Origin of the sequence: Sphingobacterium sp. G1-14 (assembly GCF_002196555.1) — a bacterium.
Taxonomy (GTDB): Bacteria; Bacteroidota; Bacteroidia; order Sphingobacteriales; family Sphingobacteriaceae; genus Sphingobacterium; species Sphingobacterium siyangense.
Genome location: NZ_CP021381.1, coordinates 4,368,164 through 4,384,302, shown reverse-complemented (window position 1 = coordinate 4,384,302; position 16,139 = coordinate 4,368,164). Strand labels below are relative to the sequence as shown.

Here is a 16,139-nt window from a genome sequence, read left to right as displayed (position 1 = left end):
TATTTAGGTTAAAATCATTCTAATGCATGCAAGACTTCAATAATAGCATTGTTTTAAGGTATTTTACAGAAAATAAATTCAGGCCACTGCGACACGTGGTTTTTCTGATCGGCTTACTGTTGCTCTTTGCAAATGCAAATTCGAGTTCTCATTTTCAAGGGAGTTACCGGTTTTATTTTTCTATTATCCTATGGTTTGTATTCGTCTGCATGTTTTACGCCAATATGTATGTACTGATCCCAAAGTTTTTCTTTAAGGCCAAATATGAGTTATATGTCTTAGCACTGATATTGCTGGTAACAGCCAGTTTGCTGGTAGTCATGTACATTGCAAATTACATCTATTCCATTCATATTCCCGCTATAAAAAAACCGGAGTCGGACTCTATGGGGCTAATCGCCGCATTATTTATCTGTATTCCGATTATTCTAACCACCACGACATTTAAGCTTTTTAAACGTTGGTTGGAAGACAATAAGCGTATTTCTGAACTGAAAAACCTGGCTTTGACCACAGAGCTTGTTTCCTTAAAAAATCAGATTCAGCCACATTTTTTATTCAACATGCTGAACAACGTTAAAGCTTTAATTCGAAAAGATCCGAATATGGCTACCGAGGTCATCATGAAGTTATCAGATTTTCTAAGATATCAGCTGTATGAAAATAACGATGATAAGACACTTCTGAAGTCCGAAATCAATTTTATAAGCAATTTCCTGAAATTGGAGGAAATACGCCGCGATAACCTAAAAACATGTATATCTTGCCCAATAGAATTGGAAAAAAAGGGTGTATTTCTACCGCCGCATCTATTTACGGCCTTTGTTGAAAACGCGATTAAACATAGTCTCAGCGCCGGTGATGCTGATACTTTCATCACAATCCATTTTTCTGAGACGGATCAGCAGCTTTGTTTTGAATGTGAAAATTCGAAAGATCCCGACAACTCATTTGTCCGAAGCAAATATAGCGGACTGGGATTGGCTAATGCCAAAAGACGACTGGATCTGCTGTATAGAAATGATTATGAACTTTCGGTGTCAACAACTGAGACATTATATAGCGTTAAACTTACTATTCCCTTATGAATTGCATTATTGTAGACGATGAACCCCTGGCTAGGGAGGAAATGAAAAATTTAATCGAAGAAATTTCGTCTATTCAGATAGTCGGTACATTTTCCAATGCGATATCGGCATTGGAATGTATTAAGACAAACCCGGTGGACTTGCTTTTTTTGGATATCGAGATGCCGACGGTCAATGGACTCGATTTTGCACAGTCTCTTCCAAATGACAAGCTGGTTATCCTGACGACTGCCTATGCGCAATATGCACTGAAAAGTTACGAATTGGATGCAATAGATTATCTGCTGAAACCGATTAATAAAGACCGCTTAGCCAAAGCGATCGATAAAGCAATGGCCTATAAAAAATTACTAGCGTTAAAAGAAAACCAAAGTACGGTTGAGAAGGCCAGTGAGGATGCACTTTTTATTAAATCGGATAGGAAATACTATAAAATTGCATTTACTGATATTCGCTTTATAGAAGCACTCAAAGATTATGTGGTTATCTATACCCGGAATAATAAACTGATTACTGCAATGAATTTGAAGACAATTCACCAGAAACTTCCGGTGAGCCTGTTTGCGCGTACCAGCAAATCCTATCTGATTAATTTATCGTTTATTGATTCTTTTGATAACCATACTGTTTACATCGATAAGTTTGAAATCCCGATTGGTGAGATTTATCGAGAATCTTTCTTTAAACAATATACCGGAGGGCTACTTTGATCGAATAGTTATCCTAGGCAACCACAAAGCGATCCAGAAAATCAACTTGGATACCATAACTACGTAGGAAATTTGTCAGATAGTCGACACAACACTCTTCTGTTTCGAACCGGAAAATAGCATCCTCATCATCAAGATCAACCGTGGCATCTTGTACTTGTGGAAGATGAGTTTTGACCAATTGCATCAAAAAATTTTTCTTGTCTTTGGTCTTCACAGAACTTTTAAAAATCAACACTTGCCTAACTTTCATCGCTACTAATTTATTTGCGTTCAAAATCATTTGATTCCCCAATCACCTGAGGTATCCTTACAAATTTATGTTCCTGGTGACACCGGGAAATCGATATTATACGAAAGCATTTAATTTTTATACAAAACAAGATTGAGCAGGCAGTGTACGCATGATGTACATCAAAAATAAATACCAGCGGCTATCAATTCTAAATTTCTACAGAAAGGGGAGGCATCTTTGTCAGGTGTTACAGTTAAGTAGCTTTTTAGTTTTTGAAATATGATTACAAATTTAGTTATCCTATTTTTAAGCACGATAGTCGCTTTTTGGATCAGCGCTATCTGTGGAGGAGGGGCAAGTCTTATCCTTATACCTCTCTTGAATTTTATGTTACCTTCATCGGTCATTCCTTTCTCGTTGACTATCGGTACATTTACAAGTTCAGTCTCAAGAATAGTCGTTTTTAAACGGCATATCAACTGGAAAATCTTTTTATGGTTTGTGCCGTTTTCCATTCCAGCTGTACTATTGGGGGGATATCTGATTAAATATATCGAACCCTCTTATTTGCAGTTGATTGTCGCGTTTTTCCTTATTGGAAATATCCCCCAATTATTTGGATCAAAAAATGCGGATTTGCCATCGGAAAATAAGTATTCGAAATCTTTTTTGGCAATTATTGGTTTTCTTTCCGGCTTTATTTCGGGAATAACAGGTGCGATTGGGTTGCTGTTTAATCGGTTCTATCTGAGAATGGGCCTTTCCAAAGAAGAGATTATAGCCACCCGTGCCGCAAATGAAGTGTTTTTACATCTCGTAAAGCTTATTATTTATATTATTTTAGGTCTGTATTCTAAGGCAGCCTTGGGACTGGGTTTGGCTATTGCCATAGCAACAATAGTCTCTTCAGTGACAGTCAAATTTATATTGCCCTATGTCAGTGATAAGCTCTTTAAAAAAATAGGTTATGGCGCTATGGTGGTTTCGGGAGCAGTATTGTTGGTCGGTAGTTCGCGTAAGATTGTCGATCAGGATAGTTTGCTGATTAGCTTGGCTCATTCGCCAAATAAAACCGAGCTTACTTTGAGCTGGAGAGAAACAAATCTTGTCTTGGAATATAGTAAAGCTCATGGTCTGGAATTCGAACGATCTATTCACTGGACTGGTCTGCCGCTTCAGCTCCGGCAAAAATACTTTACCCTCAGCAAAAACCATAGGAGTATCCATATCGAAAAGGTTATGCAGTTTAGAAAAGGAGCCAGCTATGAATTTTACGCCCATAAAGAAGGTGTATTGACACGATTAGATTAGTGTTTTTTACGAGCAACATGTTTATTTTTAACGCTAATCCTCCATTATAATTAATACTAATTCTTGGTTAAAATATATAATCCACCTATTTAGTAGTTTATTGAAAAATATTCCTATATTTGAGCCGTAGAAATATTTAGTAGGAAGGATATGGCATTGGAATATTTAGCACAACAGGCACACGAACAACATTTAGATCAGGCTTTTTCGCGTAAAGAACAAATGATGATGCGTGCGTTATGTAGGCTTAAAATGTCTGATCGTGTTTTATATATCGGTGCTCATCCGGACGACGAGAACAATAAATTGTTGACCTTTTTGGCTCAGCATCAGTTGGTCGATACGGCCTATCTTTCCGTGACGCGTGGTGAGGGTGGACAGAATTTTATAGGCACAGAAAAGGGACTGGATCTAGGTGTACTTCGGGTGCAGGAATCACTTGCAGCCCGTGCAATTGAGGGAACAAAACAGTTTTTTACACGTGCTAAGGATTTTGGATTTGCAAAATCTGTCGATGAAACGCTGGCACGATGGGATGAAAACGGTGTACTTGCCGATATGGTTTGGACCATCCGTTATTTTCGCCCTACTGTAATTGTAACACGTTTTTCACCGGGTGTCCCGGACTCACATGGACATCATCAGGCTTCAGCAATTCTAGCGGCAAAGGCTTTTGATCTGGCCGCTGATCCATCAGCTTATATAGAACAGCTCTCCGAATTGGAGCCTTGGAAGGCTCGGCAGCTGTTGTGGAATGTGTATCAGGACAGTGGTGTGAAGGATATCGGTGGAGAAGTAAGGCCTTTGCCAGCATATTTTTCGCTGGATATTCCAGTGAGACACGGCTCTTTGGACTTTCATTATGGTGAGATTGCTGCAGAAAGCCGTAATAGGCATCGTTCTCAGGCCATGGGAAGTCTTGTTCGGCATCAGCCTAGCACCGAATATTTTGAATTATTAAAAGGTACACCGATCAGTTCGGAGAGACAGCCCGCTATTTTTACGCAATATACTGCTCAAGATTCTTATTCACTCGTATTTAATCGCTTGGTGGACGACCTCATTGCAAAATGTGAGTCAGATACAGCAGAACTTGTCTTGGAGCTTGGAACGATTTTATTTTGGATGAGGATTGTTCCCGATGGTCATGTTATCCATGAAAAGCGAGCTGAGGTAGAGCGTCTTCTGCTCGACTTTGCTGGTGTTTCTTTGGAAGTACAGGCTATTGAGGAACTGTGGGTACCAGGGACCGAGGTTAACATGGTCCTGAATGCGCATATCCCATCGGAATCCAATCTACAGCTGACCACGGTGAAAGTTCCATTTATTCGTAACGGAGAGCAAAAAGACTTTACTTTGTCACCTTCGAAGACGATCCATTTAAATGGTCAGCTTCTGGATACGATTTTACCTACTTTTCCAACTTGGCTTAGTGCTGAGGGCGATGCACATAACTATGCGCCGGCGTCGCCTGCTGATGTTGTATTGACACAATTTGGGACTGAATTGTCTGTTCATTTGGAACTGCAGTTTGCTGGCTTACCGATTGCGGTTAAGCTACCTGTAAAACATGCTGCTGGTCCTGTTGCAGTTGCCCCTCCGGTGACAGCAACTTTTGAGTCGGATATCGTGGTGCTCTCTAATGCAACCAAACGTTCAATTGCTTTAGAGCTGCAATCTAATACCCCCGAAGCCTTAGCCATAAAGGTTAAGCTTACGCTACCGGATGGGCTCGATGTATTTCCGAAAGAAATTGAACTCAATATAGCGGGTAATGCAACCGAGAAGCTTAGCTTTGAGTTGAGTTCGCCTGCGCAGCAAGAATATATTCAAGAGATCGGCTTTGAGATTGAGACGGCTACAGGGCGGTATCCGTTCACATCCAGAAGTATTGTTTATCCACATGTTAATCAAGTAACTTACTTTCCCAAGGGCATATTGCGGGTGCTAAATTTACCCGTGAATATTACGGCCCAGAAAGTTGCTTATATTTCGGGGATGAACGATGAACTTGCAGGGAGCTTACGCCAGCTTGTTGGTCATTTGGAGATTATTCCATTTGAGTCAATTGGGGAAATGGATCTCTCAGGCTTTGATGCAGTGGTTTTGGGAATACGAATATACAATAGCCATCCCCTAATTACGGGATTTCATCAGCTTTTTCGTGACTATGTTGAGCAGGGCGGTGTATTGATAGGGCAGTATAATACGCCGTATGATTTGCATTTGACGGAGGTTGGAGCTTATCCTTTAGTGGTTTCCCCGGAAAGAATTACAGATACGGAAAGCCATATATCATTTTTGAACCCTTCCCATCGCATATTGAAATACCCTAATGTAATCGGACAGTATGATTTTCAAAATTGGGTGCAGGACCGGGCACTTTTTTTACCTCAAAAATGGGCTTCGGATTTTGAACCGATACTGCGTGGGCAAAATGGAGATAATCGTACGGAAGATGGGTTATTGCTACTGCACAAAAAAGGAAAAGGTTATTATATCTATAACAGCCTGTCGCTGTTTAGACAACTGCCAGCAGGAGTAGCAGGGGCATATCGGCTTTTTGCGAATATGTTATCCCTAGCTTCGCGTTAGACCAGAATCTTGTCGGGTAAAAAAAATCCCCAGTGCGTATTGACTGCACTGGGGATGGTATAACTGCTATTTTATGTCGATTTTTTCTAATCCTTTTTATGGAAAAAAGACGCTTTGGGAATATCGATCACTTTTGAATCATTGACATTGTACTGAAGTTTTAAAGTGAAACCTCCTCCAGCTTCAAGGAAATCTACAGCAATTGGGTGGTAGCCTGTTTCTAGCGCAATCTGTCCGCTTTTCATAATCGGTGCATGCTGCCCGTCATTATCAACGACAAGCTGATCATGGATCCGCAGGACACCACCATCATCACAAGTAAAATAGAAATTATAGATTCCTTTTTCTTTGACGTAGAGGTATCCTCTTATTTTTGCACCAAAAGAAGGCATTTTGATGGTATCGCTTAGCGCTACATTGTTAATCACTTCCTGACGCACTTCGGGACCCGAAATGGCAGAAGTATTGGTAAAAGTTCCATTGAAAAATGTTGCCGTAAGACCCGGAACCACCGTGCTTTCATCAACTTTTATACCCTTTTTCCAAGTATCATTTTTAAAATCAACCTGATAGAGCTCACTTTTTGCACCCGAAGGCGAGATTGTCGCAAAACGAATAGGGCCTTCTTTTTTAACGACAAGAGAGCCGTTCAGCACTGCGCTTTGCTTTGTTGGAAGACTACCATCGGTGGTATAATGTATTGGATTTTGGGGAAGTTCATTCGAGACTTTTAGTGTAGATTGTCCGTCGACAATTACCTGTGTTTCGGCGAAACCGTTGAGGTCTGGCATACGATACCGTAAACCCATTTTGTTCCAGAGTCCAAAGTGTGCAATCACTCGATTTCTATAGCTATCATACAGGGATTTGTTGGTCCATACGCGTTCCGATAAAGCACTTAAACGTGGGAGGATCATAAACTCTAACCGCGCGGTTGAGGGGATCATTTCTGTCCAGATATTGGCTTGTGCACCTTGGATCAAATGTGCTTTTTGGCTGGATATATCCGAAGGTACCACGCTCATATTGTACACGGCATCTAGGCTGCTGCTATTTGGAAGGTAATCAAAATAAAGCGGATTTGTAGGTGTCATAACGACCCTGTGACCACGGTTAACAGCTTCCATAGGTGCATTTTTTACCCAACCACGCCAGTACATGACCATCATGCTGGTATCGGAACTGCCGTCCAATATTTCATCCCAGCCGATACTCTGTTTATTTTTTGAACGGATAAAATTGTTCACTCTTTTGACGAAATAACCTTGCAGATCATGTAAGTTAGGTATTTGCTTTTCTTTCATAAAAGCCTGCGCAGCTGCTGATTTTGACCAGGAGTCTTTTTCTACCTCGTCGGCACCAATGTGAATATAATGTGATGGGAATAGCTCAATGATTTCGCTTAGTACATTCTCAACAAAAGTATAACTGCTTTCTTTCCAGGGGCTGATCGGTACAGAAAATTGTTTTCCCCAGCCCGCGGACTGACTGTCCAATAGGAGTTCGGGATAGGCCTTTGTAGCTACCATCATATGCCCTGGCATATCTATTTCCGGAATGATTTCTATTTGTCGGCTGCCCGCATAAGCTACAATGTCCCTGATATCCTGTTGTGTATAATAACCGCCATATTCTTCCTTTCCGTTTGTTGTGCGGATCAATTCCTTAGGCAGATTAAAGTCGGGATTTTCCTTGGCTTTCACAAAGCAGGCAGAATCCTGATTGTTATACGTCCGCCAAGCCCCTTGTTCGGTTAGTTTGGGGTATTTTTTGATTTCTATGCGCCAACCTTGATCGTCTGTCAGGTGCAGGTGAAATTTGTTAAACTTGTAGGTTGCAAGTAGATCGATAAATTTATAAATATAATCTTTTGGAAAAAAATGACGGGCTACATCGAGTTCGACACCTCGCCATTGGAAAGCTGGCTCGTCTTTGACCGTTACATAGGGGAGAGCAAGCTTAGCTGTTGTTCCTGAGAGTAAATATAATTGCTGGATTGTTTGTAATCCATAAAATGCACCCTTTTCAGATGCGGCGATGATCTGGATACCTTTTTGATCTATGATCAATTCATACCCCTCATTTGAGAGGCCTTGATTTTTAATCAATTGCAACGTAGCGCTGGCTTTCTTTACGTTTTTTTTGTTCAGTTTCCCGAATAGGGAATGGTCGATCCATCCCGATAATGATTTAGAAGATAGGGCTGGATCAATATAGTAACCCAATTCTTGACCCTTTAGCTGAAAATGGCCTGGCTTAGCCTCCAATTGCTGCGGAAATGGAATGAGTTGAGGAAGTGCATTTTTTTGTTGCGCAAAATTTAGTGTCGGCAGGTACAGGGCACAGGATAGGAGTAAGGTTGAGAAGATTTTATTCATGAACGTGTTTTTTGTGATTCACAAGTGTTATTAGATTTTGTTGCAATATACCAATATTTCAGGTATTGGTAGGTAATTTTAGTTGATCAATATTCCGTGAGATTATGCACGATATTCCTCTTGGTACTATTATAAATGTTTGTTTGACATTTATATATTTATTCTTATCTTTAACTTGAAAATAACCTTTATTTGAATGGGCCTATGTTGTGTTTATATCCTGAATATTTTCATTGTATAGTTGTTGTGGTGCTCAACAATTTTGCAAAAAGTTGCAAATGGATTGGGGCGAATGATAGTCGGCAAAGGATCCCATTCAAGAGAACAGGTTGGTGTTGTTAACTTATTTGGTGGTGGCGGAGCTATGAAAAATTTTCTCATTATTATTGTTTTTCTTTGGCAGTTGGCCTATGTTTATGGACAGCCCAACAATGCCCATTTTTTTTCCCTTCAAGATGGCTTAAGCAATCAGCAGGTACTGGATATCGTGCATGACGATGAAGGATTTATGTGGGTAGCCACAGAGCTGGGGCTGAACCGTTATGCGGGAAAGTCTTTTAAATCATATTATGCCGCCGATAAGCAGGACGGTCAATCGATCAATAGCAATGAAATTAATACGTTGCTGTATGCAGACAGGAAAGTGTATATCGGAACAAGGTCCAATGGGCTGAATGTGCTTGACCTAGGCACAAATAGATTCAGTTATTATACACATGATGCAGCTAATCCAAAATCCATAGCCACGAATGATATTACGGATATGATTGAAGGCAAGGATGGGAAATTGTGGTTAGCGACCTACCATCAAGGGGTGCAGCATTTTGATCCGGTAACGGGAGAATTTAGTCATTTCAATAAAAAGAATTTTCCGGGTCTTCCCGAAAATAGCATTTGGTCTCTGGCCGAAGATCAAAAAAGAATGCTTTACATCGGGCATGTTAACGAAGGTTTAACAATAATGGATCCCATTAGCCATTCTTTGAAAAGACTAACTAATCACAATACCTCCGGACAATTACCAGATAATGAAATTAAAGTTTTGTTTTGTGATCAAGCCGGCAATATGTGGATAGGGACCCGAAAGGGGCTGGCTGTGTATCATCCAGCTTCCGGTAAACTACAGCAGATTTCTTTGGCAGGATTGGCAAAAAATGGAAATGAACCTTTTGTATATGCGATTAAGGAAATTGGCCATACATTGTGGATAGGCGCCGAATCGTCGCAACTCTTTTTATTGCAGCCGAGCTATGGTTATGATAAGCGTATTGAAGCCGTACAGCATGTAGAGCGTTTTGATCTGGGGAAAGGCAATAATACGATGGTTCAGCATATTACTCCCGATCGGTTTGGAAACGTTTGGCTAGCGTTATATGGTGGTGGCTTGGGAGTTGTGAGTCATATAGCCCCCTTCTTTAGTTTCTTTCCATCAGACAATATGCTGCCGGATCGACTGGCAACAGTGAGCAATGTATTGGTGGGGGAAAATCGGACAATACGTTTGGCGACTGAAGGTTCAGGTCTGGTCGAAATGAATGCGGAAGGGCGTTTATTGAGACAGATTACCAAAAAGAATGGTGGGGCAGACGATTTCCTGCTAACAGCTTTTAAGGACCAGCATCAACATGTTTGGCTCGGATTACGTAAAGGTGGAATTGCCGTTCAATATGCTGGATCGTCCGTTTGGAAAACCATTGATTTAGGTGAGCCTGTGACGGAGGTACGCGCGATTTATGAGGACCATTTGGGACAGATCTGGTTTGCAGCACATCAAGGGGTATTTATATATGATGAAGGAAAGGGGCATGTCCAGAAGCTTTTGATCAACAAACCAATGCTTGGCGATTATGCGCCCCGAACGTTGATGGAAGATGGCCAACACAACATGTGGGTCGGAACTTATGGGCAAGGACTCTATGTTTACGATCCTCAGCATAAACTGCTTCGAAAAATGGACAAGGGTAATGGCTTGCAAAATAACACGATTAATCATTTGTTGCGGGATAGAAATAACAATATCTGGGTGGCTACAAATCAAGGACTGGCTGTACAGGAAGCGGGTAAGAAGATTGGTGATCTGTCTCTATTGATGCCTCCGGGAGGGAATGCATGGCTTTTTGTCAATGGACTCGCAGAAGATCAGACCGGAAATATTTGGTGTTCGACCAAATCGGGGATGTTACGCTATGTCCCGAAAGAAAGACGTTTTCTACAATATGACCAGTCTTTCGGTTTGCCTTTGGGAGGTTTTATCAATGCAAGTGTAGGAAAAGACAGTGAAGGTCGACTGTATTTTGGGATGCAGGAAGGAATGTGTTATTTCAACCCAGCCACAATCCCGTCCAATTTACCAACCTCGCCCCTAAGTATTAGCCGATTTATTGTTTTTCGATCCGGAGAGTCCGGTACGCAGGTCGATAAATATCCCTCGCCGACAAAGGCGATTGAACTCAATTATGATGAAAATAGCTTTCGTATCGAACTTGCTGTCATGGACTTTGCTCTAGACGGTTTGGTCGAGTTTGGCTATAAATTGCAAGGGCTTAATAATGACTGGATCTTTCTGGGAAACGAGACCAATCTCGATTTTCGTAATATACCCTACGGTGAACATGAGCTACTGATTCGTACCCGGATGAAAAATGGGCAATGGTCGCAGGACTACCAGCATCTATTGATCAACATTGCGCCACCTTTTTATCTCAGTTTATCCGCCAAGATCGTGTATCTGCTCCTTGTGCTGCTAATTGGATATATTATCATTTCTTTCTATTTCAAAAAAATGAAAGCTGAATCCGAACTAAAACTGAAAGAGCGGCAACATGTGCAGGACGAACAGTTACATGCAGAGCGCCTAAATTTCTATACGCATATAACACACGAGCTACGGACACCTTTGACGTTGATTCTAGGCCCCCTTGACGACCTGTCCCAAGAGCAGCAGCTTACTGAAAAACATCGCGAACTGGTTCAGACGGTACAGAAAAGCGCTAATAGACTCTTCACATTGGTCAACCAGTTGTTGGAATTTAGGAAGGTAGAATCGCAGTTTAAACCCTTTGTACCTGAAGCTGGGTCTTTGGGAGAAATGCTCGTAGATCTTGCCCATAAATACAAAACATTGAATCACAAACCTGGTCTTCGGGTGTTGTCTGAACTCCCTGTGAAGGATTCACGTACGCTATTTGATGCCGAAATCGTACAATTGATCGTCGATAATTTATTGTCGAATGCCTATAAATATACCGAGTCAGGTTATATTAAACTAAGCTTGCATTACGAAGAATCGGATTTGGACCATTGGGCGGTGTTGTCCGTAGAAGATACAGGAGTAGGTATTGACAAAGAAGATATCGGTAGGATTTTTGAAAAGTATTATCAGGTTGCGGGTACAGGTACTCAGGGTACGGGTATTGGTCTGGCCTTGGTGAAAGAACTTGTGGCGATCCATCATGGAAAGATTGATGTGAATAGTACATTTGGTCTTGGTACCACCTTTACAGTAAAATTGAAAACCGATCGATTACCTGTTGAGAATGGCGAGCTGCCTGTTTCTTCGCAACGTCCGCTAGTGCTATTGGTTGAGGATGATCTGGAACTTCGTGAATATCTGGGAAGTACCTTGCAAAGACAGTATGATGTAGTGCTCGCCGAAAATGGAACTGTAGGCTATCAAATGGCGATGGCTAGAGTGCCCGATTTGGTGATCAGTGATATTATGATGCCCGATATGGATGGTTTTCAGCTTGTACAGCAATTGAAACAGGAACGTAGCACAAGTCATATCCCACTGTTGCTATTGACAGCAAAAAACACCGATGCAGACCGACAACGGGGCTATGATCTGGGGATAGACTCCTACCTGATCAAACCAGTTACAGCAGCTTTACTTTTCAAACGTATTGACAATCTATTGAGCCGACAGAAACAGATCAATGAACTGATTTTGGAAAGTTTAAATACAAAATCATCTTTTTCAACTACCAATATAGAACTAGAACAAAAGCCTACGGAGGAACTCTGGCGTGAAAATGAATTTGTTCAGGATTTTATGCAGATTGTCGAACAGCATATGCAGGATGAGGTATTGGATGCTGCTGCCCTCGCTGATCGCATGAATATGAGTCAGTCTACCCTTTATCGGAAATTGAAAGGCATCACAGGGAAAAATATCAATCAACTGGTACGTAAGATACGTATCCATAAGGCGGCAGATCTACTTCGGACCGGGAAGTATAACGTGACTGAAGTGTCATTTATGGTCGGAATCAATAGTGCGATTTATTTTCGACAATGTTTTAAAGAGGAGTTTGGCCAGCTACCTTCCGAATATCAACGATCCGACAATAAAGCTCGCGTAGTGTATTAAAACAATCCACATCAGATAAGTATGCCCCTACTATTTAAACATAGCTAGGGGCATAGTTTTTTCGTAGATCAGTTTGAGAAAAAAAACATAAAATATGCCTTAAATATATTTAAAAAGCTGTTTTTGACTAAAAAATATATGTTTTTTGACGGATTTGTGTACGATAGAATGCTGCAAAATCGGCTAAGTTTGAGGTATTAATCCAATTATAAATCTAGGTAGGGGTGGCAACGATGCAAAAGAAATAACCAAAGTAGACCGTAGTTTACCATCATATTGTCTTGTCCGGCTAGATTGTATTATTTACTGTTTAATTCGTATTGAAATTTATGAAAAACTTAAAGATTGCTTCTTTTTACACCATGTTGAGCGTGATGCCAACATTGCTGTATGCGCAGGAGAAGGTTACGGGACAAGTTTTCAACAAAGCAAACGAGCCTATCGTTGGTGCGAGTGTACTCCTCCTGGAAGGAGGTAAGGGAACCTCAACAGACAAATCGGGGAAATTTGAGCTGAATGCTAACAAAGGAACGCTCGTCGTGTCATTTGTTGGGTATAAGACTCGTCGAGTTCCATTGGATGGAACAACAAATTTAAAAATCCAGCTCGAGGCCGATGAAAATGTATTGGAGGATGTCGTCGTTGTTGGTTATGGTAAACAGTCCAAACGTAATATTACAGGGGCGGTAAGCAATATTAAATCAGAGGATATTGTACGGTCATCATCGACGACGACTGCTGGGGCTTTGGCAGGAAAGGTGCAGGGGATCTCAGTGCGTGCCAAAGACGCGCGTCCCGGTCGTGGTGCAGCGATCGAAATCCGGAATATGGGCTCGCCTTTATATGTAATTGATGGTGTTGCTTATGGAGGTCAGGAAGGTACTGATTGGGTTGGTACACAGAATGGCTCCGGCGCAGATATCTTTAATTCACTGAATCTAGAAGATATTGAGAGTATCTCTATTTTGAAAGATGCCGCCGCAGCAGTATATGGATTCCGTGCTTCCAGAGGTGTTGTATTGATTACCACCAAAAAAGGCGCAAAAGGAGAAAGTGCAAAAATCAATATTAATGGCTACCAAGGCTGGCAAAATTTGACACGTTTTCCGACCATGGCAAACGCTAAACAATACACACGTGGATTGGTTGAGGCCGCACAGAATGAAAACCGCGACCCGAGGACGGTATATACGCCCGAGGAGTTGGCGAAATGGCAGGCAGGGACAGAGCCCGGCTACCAAGGCTATGATTATTATGACATGGTGATCCGTAAGAATATTCCACAGCGATACATCAATGCCAATGTTACCGGTGGAAATGAAAAATCCAATTACTTCCTGTCATTGGGCCACCTCAATCAGGATGCAATGATCAAGGATTTCAATTATAAGCGAACCAATTTCCAGGCCAATATGGAAGCTGAGGTACTCAAAGGACTTACTGTCGGGACGCAGATTTCAGGAAGACATGAGGGCACACAGGATGTTGGCTTACCAGGTGGGGATGGATACTTCTCGTCTATTTTGGCTATTATGAAAAATAGGCCGACTGTAGGTCCCTACGCAAATGACAATCCGGAATATATCAATCATACCAATGATTTTCCCTATAACCCGGCTCTCTTTAGTCGCGATATTGCCGGCTATAAAGACAATAAATACCTTGCTGGAAATGTGAATCTCTTTGCGGCCTATAAGACAAATTTTGGTTTGTCGGCAAAAGGAACTGTTTCTTACAACTATACCAACAATAAATTTGAAGGCTTCCAATATACCTATGATGTATATCGGTACGAAAATAATGCCTATAAGCGTACTGGTGGAAGTGATGCTGGCTGGCGTTACGATACCACGAGGGAGATTGTTTCCCGCTTTGCACAGTTCCAGATCGATTATAACAAGCAGATCGGCGATCATACTTTCGCGGGAATGTTAGGCTATGAGCGTTCAGATTGGGACCGGACGTATAAGGCATTGGGCGCAAATCCTTCAAACAATTATATTCCGTTGTTAAGACTGTCGGAGCTCAATAGTTTGGCCGATGAATGGGCTTACGAGGCTCGGGCTGGATATATTAGCCGTATCAACTACAACTACAAGGGCAAGTATCTTCTGGAGGTACTGGGCCGTTATGATGGTTCCTTTAAATATTATGAAGGTAAACGCTGGGGATTGTTTCCAGGAGCATCGGTAGGTTGGCGTATTTCGGATGAAGGGTTCTTTAAATCCTTAAAATCTGTGGTGAGTGACCTTAAAATCCGTGGTTCGATCGGACAAACAGGACTTGAAGAGGGCGTGGGAATGCACGATTACCTTGCCGGGTATAATTGGGCGGCTGGAAGTGCTGTCTTAGACGGAGCTTATGTGCCCGGGGTACAGCCTAGAGGTTTACCAGTTCGCAACCTCTCCTGGGTTAAAAACACCAATTATAACATGGGTATCGATGCGACACTGCTGAAAAATAAGCTGACATTGACGGCCGATATCTTTAAAATTATCCGTACTGGATATCCTGGCAAACGGTACGATGTCCTATTACCAGCCGAAATCGGTTATGATCTTCCCAATGAAAACCTCGGTAAGAACGGCTATTATGGAGCCGAAGGTATCATTACCTATACCGATAAGGTCGGTGAGCTTAACTATGTTGTCAGTGGGAATATGACTTTTTCACGTTATCGTGACCTAGAAACCTATAAGCCTCGTTTCAGTAATTCGTGGAATGAATACCGTAACTCGATTGAAGACCGCTGGGGCGGAGTATGGTGGGGATACCAAGTAGTTGGACGATTTCAGTCGGAAGAAGAGATCCGTAACCATCCGATCAATAATGATGGTCAGAACAATAGGACGCAACTTCCTGGTGATCTGATTTATAAAGATGTAAACGGCGATGGGGTTATCAATGATATGGATCAGCGTCCGATCGGTTATCCGACGGGTTGGGCACCGATGATGAGCTTCGGTGGTCGGATAGGACTTGACTGGAAAGGCATCAACTTAAATATTGATCTGGCCGGTGGTGCGGTGCAATCCTGGTTTCAGGATTATGAATTACGTAATGCCTTCCATGGTGGGGGTAATTCTCCAGCTTATCTACTTGAAGATAGATGGCATCGCAAAGACCCTTATGATCCAAACAGCGAATGGATTCCGGGACGCTACCCTGCGATTCGTAACGGCAACTCGGGTCCCAATAGTCGAAATAGTGATTTTTGGTTGACCAATGTACGTTACCTGCGTGTCCGCAACCTGGAGGTTGGATACAATCTGCCAAAAGCATGGATTCAAAAGATAAAGGCCGAAAAAATACGGTTCTATATCAATGCCTCAAACTTGATTTCGTTTGACAATGTCAAAGACTACCAGATTGATCCCGAGATCGAAGCGAGAGCAGCAGTAGTATATCCACAGCAAAGGGTATTTATGGTTGGATTTAATATGACTTTTTAAC

Annotated in this window: 8 protein-coding genes; 6 read left to right on the top strand and 2 right to left on the bottom strand. The window is 41.8% G+C overall.

All coding sequences use genetic code 11. From position 1 onward, the window contains the following. Positions 1-26 precede the first annotated feature (26 nt). Together CBM24_RS18990 and CBM24_RS18985 are read left to right on the top strand one after the other, a co-directional pair. The gene (locus CBM24_RS18990) at positions 27-1,088 is read left to right on the top strand and encodes a sensor histidine kinase (protein ID WP_088162317.1); all 1,062 of its coding nucleotides are present in this window, start codon (positions 27-29) and stop codon (positions 1,086-1,088) included. Further along, positions 1,085-1,798: a LytR/AlgR family response regulator transcription factor gene (locus CBM24_RS18985; RefSeq protein WP_088162316.1), complete on the top strand. Its 714-nt coding sequence runs from the start codon at positions 1,085-1,087 to the stop codon at positions 1,796-1,798. The genes CBM24_RS18990 and CBM24_RS18985 overlap by 4 nt, the downstream gene beginning before the upstream one ends. 13 nt (positions 1,799-1,811) lie before the next feature. Here CBM24_RS18985 and CBM24_RS18980 read toward each other — a convergent pair whose 3' ends face one another. Continuing rightward, entirely contained in the window at positions 1,812-2,051 is a 240-nt protein-coding gene (locus CBM24_RS18980) for a hypothetical protein (protein ID WP_139145043.1), read from the bottom strand. Between the two features lie 261 nt (positions 2,052-2,312). On the opposite strand from CBM24_RS18980, the gene CBM24_RS18975 reads away from it, so the two are divergent. Next, on the top strand, positions 2,313-3,344 hold the full coding sequence (locus tag CBM24_RS18975) for a sulfite exporter TauE/SafE family protein (RefSeq protein ID WP_088162315.1): 1,032 nt from the start codon (positions 2,313-2,315) through the stop codon (positions 3,342-3,344). 150 nt (positions 3,345-3,494) lie between these two features. Beyond that, positions 3,495-5,939, top strand: coding sequence for a PIG-L family deacetylase (locus tag CBM24_RS18970; protein ID WP_088162314.1), 2,445 nt, complete (start codon positions 3,495-3,497; stop codon positions 5,937-5,939). A gap of 86 nt (positions 5,940-6,025) precedes the next feature. Here the strand turns inward: CBM24_RS18970 and CBM24_RS18965 are convergent, their stop codons facing one another. Beyond that, a complete protein-coding gene (locus tag CBM24_RS18965) occupies positions 6,026-8,317 on the bottom strand; it encodes a family 20 glycosylhydrolase (protein ID WP_088162313.1) in 2,292 nt (763 codons plus the stop codon). Between the two features lie 262 nt (positions 8,318-8,579). On the opposite strand from CBM24_RS18965, the gene CBM24_RS18960 reads away from it, so the two are divergent. Then, on the top strand, positions 8,580-12,686 hold the full coding sequence (locus CBM24_RS18960; protein ID WP_157698523.1) for a two-component regulator propeller domain-containing protein: 4,107 nt from the start codon (positions 8,580-8,582) through the stop codon (positions 12,684-12,686). Between the two features lie 329 nt (positions 12,687-13,015). Beyond that, positions 13,016-16,138 carry a SusC/RagA family TonB-linked outer membrane protein gene (locus CBM24_RS18955; protein ID WP_088162311.1) on the top strand — a complete coding sequence of 1,041 codons (3,123 nt, stop codon included), beginning with the start codon at positions 13,016-13,018 and terminating at the stop codon, positions 16,136-16,138. Position 16,139 lies beyond the last annotated feature (1 nt).

Excerpts from the sequence above, each read along its gene's own strand:
- CBM24_RS18990 (WP_088162317.1), top strand. The coding sequence starts at position 27 with ATGCAAGACTTCAATAATAGCATTGTTTTAAGGTATTTTACAGAAAAT.
- CBM24_RS18985 (WP_088162316.1), top strand. The coding sequence starts at position 1,085 with ATGAATTGCATTATTGTAGACGATGAACCCCTGGCTAGGGAGGAAATG.
- CBM24_RS18980 (WP_139145043.1), bottom strand. The coding sequence starts at position 2,051 with ATGAAAGTTAGGCAAGTGTTGATTTTTAAAAGTTCTGTGAAGACCAAA.
- CBM24_RS18975 (WP_088162315.1), top strand. The coding sequence starts at position 2,313 with ATGATTACAAATTTAGTTATCCTATTTTTAAGCACGATAGTCGCTTTT.
- CBM24_RS18970 (WP_088162314.1), top strand. The coding sequence starts at position 3,495 with ATGGCATTGGAATATTTAGCACAACAGGCACACGAACAACATTTAGAT.
- CBM24_RS18965 (WP_088162313.1), bottom strand. The coding sequence starts at position 8,317 with ATGAATAAAATCTTCTCAACCTTACTCCTATCCTGTGCCCTGTACCTG.
- CBM24_RS18955 (WP_088162311.1), top strand. The coding sequence starts at position 13,016 with ATGAAAAACTTAAAGATTGCTTCTTTTTACACCATGTTGAGCGTGATG.